Source organism: Nostoc sp. 'Peltigera membranacea cyanobiont' 232 (genome assembly GCF_002245985.1).
Taxonomy (GTDB): Bacteria; Cyanobacteriota; Cyanobacteriia; order Cyanobacteriales; family Nostocaceae; genus Nostoc.
In genome coordinates this window covers 1-9745 of sequence record NZ_NOLK01000219.1, presented here as the reverse complement: position 1 = coordinate 9745, position 9745 = coordinate 1, and the positions used below count along the sequence as shown (strand labels likewise).

7 protein-coding genes and 1 pseudogene are annotated in these 9745 nt (G+C 39.7%); 5 read left to right on the top strand and 3 right to left on the bottom strand.

What is annotated here, in order from left to right; all coding sequences use genetic code 11:
- Positions 1 to 136: 136 nt before the first annotated feature.
- Both CDG79_RS36635 and CDG79_RS36630 read left to right on the top strand, forming a co-directional pair.
- A complete protein-coding gene (locus CDG79_RS36635; protein ID WP_223278570.1) occupies positions 137 to 1588 on the top strand; it encodes a pentapeptide repeat-containing protein in 1452 nt (483 codons plus the stop codon).
- Positions 1589 to 1597: 9 nt separating this feature from the next.
- A complete protein-coding gene (locus CDG79_RS36630) occupies positions 1598 to 5374 on the top strand; it encodes an NB-ARC domain-containing protein (protein ID WP_094346468.1) in 3777 nt (1258 codons plus the stop codon).
- Between the two features lie 311 nt (positions 5375 to 5685).
- Here the strand turns inward: CDG79_RS36630 and CDG79_RS36625 are convergent, their stop codons facing one another.
- The 3 genes from CDG79_RS36625 to CDG79_RS36615 are packed head-to-tail and all read right to left on the bottom strand — an operon-like array spanning position 5686 to position 6958.
- Complete coding sequence (locus tag CDG79_RS36625) at positions 5686 to 5964, bottom strand: GIY-YIG nuclease family protein (protein WP_094346467.1); 279 nt, start codon at positions 5962 to 5964, stop codon at positions 5686 to 5688.
- Positions 5965 to 5966: 2 nt separating this feature from the next.
- Positions 5967 to 6296, bottom strand: a complete 330-nt coding sequence (locus tag CDG79_RS36620; RefSeq protein ID WP_094346466.1) for a hypothetical protein — start codon at positions 6294 to 6296, stop codon at positions 5967 to 5969.
- Positions 6297 to 6310: 14 nt separating this feature from the next.
- A complete protein-coding gene (locus CDG79_RS36615; RefSeq protein WP_094346465.1) occupies positions 6311 to 6958 on the bottom strand; it encodes a hypothetical protein in 648 nt (215 codons plus the stop codon).
- A 161-nt stretch (positions 6959 to 7119) separates the two neighbouring features.
- Here CDG79_RS36615 and CDG79_RS44480 point away from each other — a divergent pair, with 161 nt between their 5' ends.
- From CDG79_RS44480 to CDG79_RS36600, 3 genes and pseudogenes are all read left to right on the top strand, one after another.
- Positions 7120 to 7914, top strand: coding sequence for a hypothetical protein (locus tag CDG79_RS44480; protein WP_223278569.1), 795 nt, complete (start codon positions 7120 to 7122; stop codon positions 7912 to 7914).
- Between the two features lie 96 nt (positions 7915 to 8010).
- On the top strand, positions 8011 to 8757 hold the full coding sequence (locus CDG79_RS36605) for a hypothetical protein (protein WP_094346464.1): 747 nt from the start codon (positions 8011 to 8013) through the stop codon (positions 8755 to 8757).
- Positions 8758 to 9036: 279 nt separating this feature from the next.
- A pseudogene (locus tag CDG79_RS36600) lies at positions 9037 to 9618 on the top strand (transposase); the annotation flags it as partial.
- Positions 9619 to 9745 lie beyond the last annotated feature (127 nt).

The following is a 9745-nucleotide window of genomic DNA, read 5'->3' as shown; positions in this document are numbered from 1 at the left end:
TCGCCAAAAGTCTCGGCGAGCCGCTATGAATGATCAGTATATGCTTTCCGTTTTGACGGCGGCTTTCTCAAACTTAACTCTCTGCTAGAATCCAACTGTCAATAGAGTTTGAGATGCGCTAACCCTGAGTCTTTACATGAGTTACCAAGCAATAGAAGGAAATAAAAAATACAACTTTATTCGTAATACTGCTGTTGCTATAGCTTCTAAAGGTAGTACAAATTTTCATAAAGCTGACTTGACTAATACCAGCTTTAGGAAAGCGCAACTTAGAAATGCGGATTTGAGAAATGCGACTTTAATAAATACTGATTTCTACCAATCTCAAATGCTTGACTATGCTCAACTTGAAAAAACCTACCTTCAAAATGCTCAAGTACGTGATTTATTAGTTACTAAGCAAGGACAAGATATAACATTTGATCGCCAAGACCTGCGTGGAGTTAAATTGAAAGACGCTAACTTAGAATATGCCAGTTTCATTGGTGCGGACTTGAGCCATGCTAACTTACAAGATGCAAATTTATCTGGAGCCAAGCTAGTACAAACCCAACTTGACGGCACTGATTTTACAGGGGCAACTCTCACAGGCGCATTCATTAAAGATTGGAATATCACGACTGACACCAAATTTGACGAGGTGCGATGTAAATATGTTTATATGCGCTTGCCCACCCCAGATAACCTAAACCAACATCGTAAACCTGACAATCACCAGGAAGTATTTGCTCTGGGAGAGTTTGAGGATTTCATCAAGCCCATCTTCGACACACTCGATCTATACCACAACCAAGGAGTTGACCCCAGAGCGATCGCTATCTCCTTCAAGCAGTTGGCAGAAAATAACCCCGAAGCGGATTTGCGGATTGTGGGAATGGAAGTGCGAGGCGAAGATAAGTTATTGCTTCGTGCAAAAACAGCGATCACAGCCGATAAATCGCAACTGAATGCGGAGTATTTCGCTACTTATAATCAGCTAAAAGCTCTGGCAGAACAAGAAGTTAAAGCACTTATCGCTGAGAAGGATGGTAGAATTGCTGATTTACAGAATATGGTAGTGACAGCACTACAGCGTCCTAGCTTTTATTCAAACGTTGAGCAGGTAGGTTTTATGACTAACAATCCCGGTGGCTTTTCAGTTGGTGGTTCAGTTGGCGGCAACGTTAACAACGTCCAAGGTGATAATAACCGAGCAGTTCAAGGAGATAATAATCAGGCTGTCCTTGGTGACGGAAATCAAGTAACACAGCATAACCAAACAGGTGCAGATACAGGAGAATCGCTCACTAAAGAGGATGTTGTCAAATTACTGGCAGAATTAGAAAACCTAATTCAAAGGGCAGAATTACCAACAGATATCAAACAAGAAGTAGTTGAAGATTTGAGTGCAGCTAAGAAAGCCACAGATAAAGAAGAACCAAATAAACAACGTGCATTAGACCGTTTAACAGGTGTGGCAGAAACACTTGAAAAAACTAGCAAGAGTGTAGAAGCAGGACAGAAAATTTGGACAACAGCCAAGCCAATCATCATAAAAATTGCAAGCTGGCTAGGAGCGGTAGCTGGTTCTCATTTATTGGGATTGTAGTACTGATTTATGAATCAGCAGCCTGAGAATTTAGAGTCACAACAGCCTGATGTAAATTCAACACAACAGGCTGATAGCTCTACATCTCAAAATTTAATACAGGGGAATCAAAATCGAGGCGTTCAAGGTAAAGATAATAAAGTTGTTCAAGGTGATAGCAATACAATAAATATAGATAGTCACAATCGCCAAAATATTATAAATATATATTTTTTAAATAGTTCTGACGATATTTATGAAACGGAACTAAATCAACAAGAATACAAAAATCGCCATATAGGAAATCTTATTAATGTCCCAGAACTACCACCACACTTTTTAGCCCGTTTGGAAGAAATTGCACCCTTAAAGCACAAAGTGTTTTCGCTGACAAAAGTACCTCTGGGTAGTACCACAAAAAATCGCCGTCTTGGAGTGCAAGGAATGGGTGGAATTGGTAAAACAGTCTTAGCTACAGCCTTGGCGCGGGATATAGAAGTTAGACAGACATTTTCTGATGGGGTGTTTTGGGTAACATTTGGACAAAAGCCTCAGATTTTAACTTGGCAATCCTATGTTGCACAGGTGCTAGGTGATAAGCAAGCGGCTTTTACCGATATCGGATTGGCGAAAGCAAGATTGCGGGAATTGTTTGCCGATAAAGCTTGCTTACTGATTTTGGATGATCTATGGTGTTTAGATCATGCGGTAGCGTTTGATGCTTTAGGAGAACGTTGTCAGATGTTAGTAACCACCCGTAATGCAGAGATAGTTACAGGGTTAGGAGCAGAAGAATATCAACTGTCGGTTTTAGATGCACGACGGGCGTTAGGACTTTTGGCAGATTGGGCAAATCAACCTGAAATATTGCAATCTACCCCGCAAAATGATGTTGTCTTAGAGGTAGTACGAGAATGTGGATATTTGCCCTTAGCTTTGGCAATGGTAGGGGCGATGATGCGGAGTAAACCTTCAAATCGCTGGCAAAATATTTTAGAAAAACTGCGGAGTGCTAATTTAGAAAAAATCAAACAACAATTCCCTAATTATCCTTATCCAGATTTATTCAAAGCAATTGCGGTAAGTGTGGAAGCTTTAGATGATAATTACCAACAGCGATATTTAGATTTTGCAGTATTTCCTGAAGATATACCCATACAAGAAGGAGTTTTGCAGACTTTTTGGCAACCTTTAGGCTTAGATGAGTTTGATATTCAAGATGTTATTGATGAATTGGTTACCAAATCTCTAGCTTTGCGGGATGAAGAGAGAAGTTTGCGGTTGCACGACTTGCAATTTGATTATATTAGAAAGCAACACACCACCTTAACAAACGAAAATGGGGGAACAAGAGAGTTACACAATCGCCTATTAAATGCTTACAGTGAAAAATACTGCCAAGGCTGGCATACGTTAAAAGATGATGGTTATATTTGGCAAAACCTAGCCTTTCACTTGCAGGCGGGAGGAAGGGAAAGAGAGTTAAAAGAATTGCTGTCTGATTTTTGCTGGTTGCGAGCGAAGTTAGAGAACACAAATATCAATGCTTTGATAGCAGATTATAATTTTTTGCTAGAAGATGAGAATTTACAACTAATTCAAGGTACTTTGCGCCTATCAGCACATATTCTAGCAATAGATAAGCAACAATTAGCAAGTCAATTGCACGGACGGTTACTATATCAGCAAATGTCAGAGGAAATTCAGGAATTACTAGCGCAAATCAAGCAGAAGACAACTACTCCTTGGCTGTGTCCTTTGAGCGCAAGCTTAACACCCCCTGGAGGACGTTTAATCTTTACTCTTACAGGTCATAATAGCTCAGTAACATCTGTCGCCGTTACCCCTGACGGACAAAAGGTAATTTCTGCTTCAAATGATAACACCCTTAAAGTCTGGAATCTAACCACGGGAGAAGAACTCTTCACTCTTACAGGTCACAATAGCTCAGTAACATCTGTCGCCGTTACCCCTGACGGACAAAAGGTGATTTCTGCTTCAAATGATAACACCCTTAAAGTCTGGAATCTAACCACAGGGGAAAAACTTTTCACTCTTATTGGTCATAGCGACAAAGTAAAATCTGTTGCCATCACTCCAAACGCTCAACAGGTGATTTCTGCTTCAGATGATAATACCCTTAAAGTCTGGAATCTAACTACAGGGAAAGAACTTTTCACTCTTATTGGTCATCGTAGTTCGTTAAGCGCAGTCATCGTCACCCCTGATGGGCAAAAAGTAATTTCTGCTTCAAATGATAACACCCTTAAAGTCTGGAATTTAACCACAGGAGAAGAACTCTTCACTCTCATTGGTCATCGTTTTTGGATAAAAGCCATCACCGTGACTCCTAATGGAAAACAGGTGATTTCTGCTTCTTGGGACAAGACGCTCAAAGTTTGGGATCTAGATATAGGAAAAGAACTCTTCACTCTCATTGGTCATAGCGATTTTGTAAATGCCGTCACTGTCATCCCAAATGGACAACAGGTGATTTCTGCATCTGATGACACTATGCTCAAAGTTTGGGATCTGGATACTGGAAAAGAACTCTTCACTCTCATTGGTCATAGCGATTTTGTAAATGCCGTCACTGTCATCCCAAATGGACAACAGGTGATTTCTGCATCTGATGACACTATGCTCAAAGCCAGAAATATGCCAACTGAAGAAAAACTTTTTCAGCGTATGAAGTTTGGTGTAAAAATTGTAGCTATCACTCCTAATAGTAAATATGTTATTTCCGCTTGCTCGGACAACAATCTTAAATTCTGGAATTTGACCACAGGTGAAAAGCTATTCACCCTCAAAGGTCACAGTAGCTCAGTAACATCCGTTGCATTTACTCCAAATGGGGAACAGGTAGTTTCCGCTTCCGTTGATGGCACTCTCAAAATCTGGAATCTGACAACTAACAAAGAACTTTTTACTCTCAAGGATCATAGTAGCTCAGTAAATGCTGTTGCCGTTTCTCCCAGTGAGGAACAGATAATTTCTGCTTCTAGTGATGGCACTCTCAAAGTCTGGAATTTGACGACCAAAAAAGAACTCTTCTCTCTCAAAGGGCATACTAGCTCAGTAAATGCTGTTGCCATCTCTTCCAGTGGGCAACAGATAATTTCCGCTTCTAGTGATGGCACTCTCAAAGTCTGGAATTTGACGACCAAAAAAGAACTCTTCTTTCTCAAAGGCCATACGAACTCAGTAAATGCCATTGCTATCATCCCTGATCAACAAAGAGTAATTTCTGCTTCTAGTGATGGTACTCTTAAAGTTTGGAATCTAACGATTAAGAAAGAACTCCTTACTCTTAATGGTCATATTAACTCTGTAACAGCAGTCGCAATTACTCCAAATGGACAGCAGGCAATTTCCGCATCTGATGACGATACCCTCAAAGTTTGGGATTTGATGACTGGAGAAGAACTTTTCACCCTCGATGGTCATAGTTATTTTGTAAATGCTGTCACTGTCACTCCTGATGGTCAACAGGTGATTTCTGCATCTGATGACACAACACTTAAAGTCTGGAATCTGACAACAGGGAAAGAACTTTTCACCCTCGATGGTCATAAAGCCTCAGTAAATGCCATTACTATTACCTGTAATGGGCAAAAGGTGATTTCTGCATCTGATGACAGAACACTTAAAGTCTGGAATTTGGCAACAAGAAAGATCATTGCCACTTTTACGGGGGATACTCCTATCCTTTGCTGTGCAGTTGCATCTGATGGAATAACAATTGTCGCAGGCGAACAATCAGGTAGAGTACATTTTTTGCGTCTTGAAAATATAATGGAGGCATGAAAGAAAAAATAATTTTGGAGCCTGTCAAAAAATAACTTTTACAGTTTGTTATCTAAAAAGCTTACTGATAAAACATTTCTAACTTGAAAAAGGCAAGGTTGTTACTTGACAAGTTCTTATCAGCCAAAGATTTTATAAACCTCATCTGCCTTCAGTTAACCTTACTACTGTTCAAAGGATACCACCGCATCATCTCTTGCAATACCACAGTCTCACCATCTGATGTATACACTCTCCGGCATGACGCATGAAAGGGCTTACCAAAAACTATCACCATGATTGCGGTGCAGTAAAGGTATCTATACTATGTATTAAACTACAGGGGGAATTTTTAAGTTGAGCTTGGGTTGATAGAAAGAAGTAGTAGCATTTTCAGCACGATTTAATAACCATTCTGGAATTTCAGCCCAATCAATATAAACTTCTATACCATAATCTGCAATAATCTCGCTAAGTTTATGATGACCATTATTCCATCGGCTATGAATATTTTTTGCTTGCCCTACATAAATGACATCCCCATTAGCATCTAAAACTTTATATATGCCGCTTATTTTTGGAAGGTATTCTAGCTGAGTAATAGGAAGCATTATTACAACTCTTCTATATGCACGTCTTCAAATTGTGATACAAGCTTGATACGCTGCCAATCAATTTCAATTTGGTCATTGCTTAAACCTGTAATATGACCTATTTCAAATAGAGAATTTTTTAGCATTTGCTCTGATTGCTCAATGTCCACCAGAGACATATCTTGTCCCTGTTCCTGTAGGCGCTTAACTTTTCTTTGAATCTCAACCCACTGTTCTTTGTAGCGTAAATCCCGACCCTGAGTTAGGTCGGGACGCTCTTTCTTAAGCTGCTGAGTGTTAGTTGTGCAGGTCAGGCTTAAAACTTCCTGCTTGATATCCTGCATTTTCATGATATTGCTCCCGGTCAAAGTTTTGTATACCGAATAGCAGACTTGACTAAAATGAGAATTTCAGACTTTTCTAAATTGAAGAGTTTTGAGCCTAATTCAACGGCTTTATTAACTGAACGCGTACTATAAATTTTATTGACCTTACTAATCGTGTCTGGGGATACACCCTCATCAATCAGCAGTTTTTTGACTAGTTCACGCTGTACTCGGTAGGTATCATTCCATGTCTGTAAAGTGCGCTGACTATTCTCTAGTTTGCTCACTTCCTTAATTTTTTCTGAGCAAGAGTCGAGGAAAGTGACTACAGCAGAGGCTGTACCAACACCAGCTTTTTGCATTATAGTTTTAAGCAGGTTCCCCTTTTTCTGACTATCCTTGATAACCTTAATGTGTTCATCACGGTATTTTTCAAGGACTTGTTCAGCAGCAGCTACAGATGCTTTCTTTTCTTGCCTACCTGTTAAATAGCCTTGTTCAGCACGAATATTGTCAAGAACTTGGTCATAATTAGTAAGGTTGTGGCGGTAATGATTAAATAGCTGTCGCCCATCAGCTTCCTCATAAGCTATAGGTTGTCCGCTCTCATCCTTAATCTGGTAAAGCTGTTCAATATTCGTTAGCTTGATTTCTTGGCGAAGATCAGATTGATCGCTATTACTCACAAATTTTTTACTCTTAATATTTATTTATAATTTTTTGATTTCCAGATTTTATTATCTTACACCTAAAAATTTAAATGTCAAAATCAGAACTAAGTGCAGAGTTTCTAGTCAAAGATGGAATATAACGCACCAGTAGGGCTTGCTAAAAACCATCGCCATGATTGCAGTGTAGCAAGCGGAAAGCGATCGCTATCTCCTTCAAGCAGTTAGCAGAAAATAACCCCGAAGCGGATTTGCGGATTGTTGGCATGGAAGTGCGTGGTGAGGACAAATTTCTGCTCCGTGCCAAAACAGCGATCGCGGCTGATAAATCTGAACTGAGTGCCGAGTATTTCGCTACCTATAATCAGTTAAAAGCTCTGGCAGAACAAGAAGTTAAAGTACTTATCGCTGAGAAGGATAGCAGAATTGCTGATTTACAGAATATGGTAGTGACAGCACTACAGCGTCCCAGCTTTTATTCAAACGTTGAGCAGGTAGGTTTTATGACTAACAATCCCGGTGGCTTTTCAGTTGGTGGTTCAGTTGATGGCGATATTAATAATGTTCAGGGTGAAAATAACCAACAAAGGGTAAGTAATAAAAGTTCTAGTTTTAACTTACAAGGCGCTCAGTTTGCAGGTGGTTTAGTAAATGCCGACACAGTAAACGCAAACCAAATCGGCGGAAACATCACCAACTACAACTCAGAGCAGCGTCAGAATTTGGCAGAAGCCGCAGCCGAGATTCAGCAGCTTCTCAACCAACTGAGTCAGACATACCCCACTGCAACGACATCTGAAAAAATGACGGTCGTTGCAAAGGCTGTTGATGAGATTGAGAAAAATCCAACTTTAAAAGCACGAGTAATTGGAGCGCTTAAGTCAGGTGGAATGGAAGCGTTGAAAGAACTAGTTGACCATCCATTAGTTAATATCCTGATGGCATCTATAGAAGGTTGGCAGGAAGCTGAGTAAATTCTTGTTAAACGTGAGCAAAGCTATAAATTAAATAGATTGTGCTAAAGAACATTTTGATTGAGATTGAAAAATTCTTAAACATTAAAAGGTTGTATGCTTGTACATAGCTTAATCATTGAGCAACTACAGTCTGACGGTACTTTAAAAACATTTAGAATGCGCTCAGGTAACTCCGATACTGAGATCGTTGTTGCTTTTGCAGATGAGTATGAAGAACCTAGAGAAGGCCCATTTTACTTCCTTGATAAACAGCAAGCTCAATCTTTTGCAAGAGGTTTTGCCGAGTGTGAGTCGCGCCGTTTAGGCAAAAAATATTTTCGTTGCTTAGAGGATAGCTATCAAATTAATCTTTCTTGGTATGGTATATCTACCGAATGGAATAAGCTTTCATTATATTCTTTATCTCTACCTGAATATGCAATTCCTAACTGTCTCCATATTGTAGATCCACATAATAGGGCCCACGAATTTAAGCGGTCTCTAGTAAGAGATGATCTCAATAACCGTTTCATAATATACTTACAATGCCGCTCACGACATGGCCAATTCAACTTTGACTTAAATTGTAAATTTACCATAGACACTTCAAATTTTTCTTTAGCTCAATACGGCGATCATTTTACTAGTAATGATCCATACCGACAAGACTATTTAGGCTTATTGCCACTTGAAGAAGAGGTAAAAGTTCAAGAATTTTTGCAAAAGCCAATATCAGCAAATAATGTAAGTTATTCTACTGTTTATAACATACATCATTCTCAATTTGCAGGTGGGATTGTAGATGCTAATACAATTCATGCAAAGCAGATAGGTGGGGATATTCATAATACTGATACCTAAGAACGCTCAAATTAAATTCTGGCAATAACACGCTTAAGATAAAGAAATATCAATTTACCGTCAACATAACGCCAGTTTAGAGAATATTCTTTATACATTAGCTAATAAGCCTATTTAAATTGATGTTACAGCTAAAGCGGAGAATAATTCTATGGTAGATTACCTTAGTGGTGCAGAAAAGCCTTGAAACGTAGATATAGGTAGGATTTAAAAACAGACAGAGGTGACAGGAAGGGGCACAGCATGAGATGCTCAAGTTTCCACACAAAAAGTCATACCATGCAAGTACCCCACCTATATCGTCAAGTGCAAGCCCAATTAAGTCAATGGATAAATCCCGAAGATAAACGCCATCTCCAAGTATTTTGCGAAAACATAGCAGCGATTTTACAAGCTCAAAGCGCCTGTTTAAGCAACTGGTTGCCCTATTTGAGTCATCGAGATTGTGAAGCTCGCAGCCACATGGAAAGATTAAACTACTTTGTCCATAACCCGAAAATTAATGCCGAAACTTTCTATTACCCTCTGGTAGAGCAGTTTCTTAAGGCATGGGAGGGAATGGAAATGACACTAGTTCTTGATACCAGTGTGTTGTGGGATAAATATTGCCTGATAGAGGTGTGTTTAATTTGGGGAGGAAGGTCAATTCCTTTAGGACAGAGTGTTTTGGAACATGGCAGCGCCACAGTCGGCTATGAGGATTATCGTCCAGTCTTGGAAACCACACTGCGAATGTTGCCATCAGGATGCAAAGTGAGATTATTAGCAGATCGAGGGTTTGAACACGGTGCATTCATCCGTTGGTTACGCGACCATCGTTGGTCGTGGGCAATTCGCGCAAAATCAGATTTGAACGTGACCGAATGGCACTAAGAAAAGCCGAAACCCTTGCGGTTTAAGCAGTTTGCAATTGCTTGCGTAATTCATGCCGGGGTTTCGTCATCAAGGGGTAAATTTTTGGGCGACGTTTACGGACTCGTGGTTCATT

Coding starts and splice junctions, on each gene's coding strand:
- CDG79_RS36635 (WP_223278570.1), top strand. CDS start 137: ATGAGTTACCAAGCAATAGAAGGAAATAAAAAATACAACTTTATTCGT.
- CDG79_RS36630 (WP_094346468.1), top strand. CDS start 1,598: ATGAATCAGCAGCCTGAGAATTTAGAGTCACAACAGCCTGATGTAAAT.
- CDG79_RS36625 (WP_094346467.1), bottom strand. CDS start 5,964: ATGCTTCCTATTACTCAGCTAGAATACCTTCCAAAAATAAGCGGCATA.
- CDG79_RS36620 (WP_094346466.1), bottom strand. CDS start 6,296: ATGAAAATGCAGGATATCAAGCAGGAAGTTTTAAGCCTGACCTGCACA.
- CDG79_RS36605 (WP_094346464.1), top strand. CDS start 8,011: ATGCTTGTACATAGCTTAATCATTGAGCAACTACAGTCTGACGGTACT.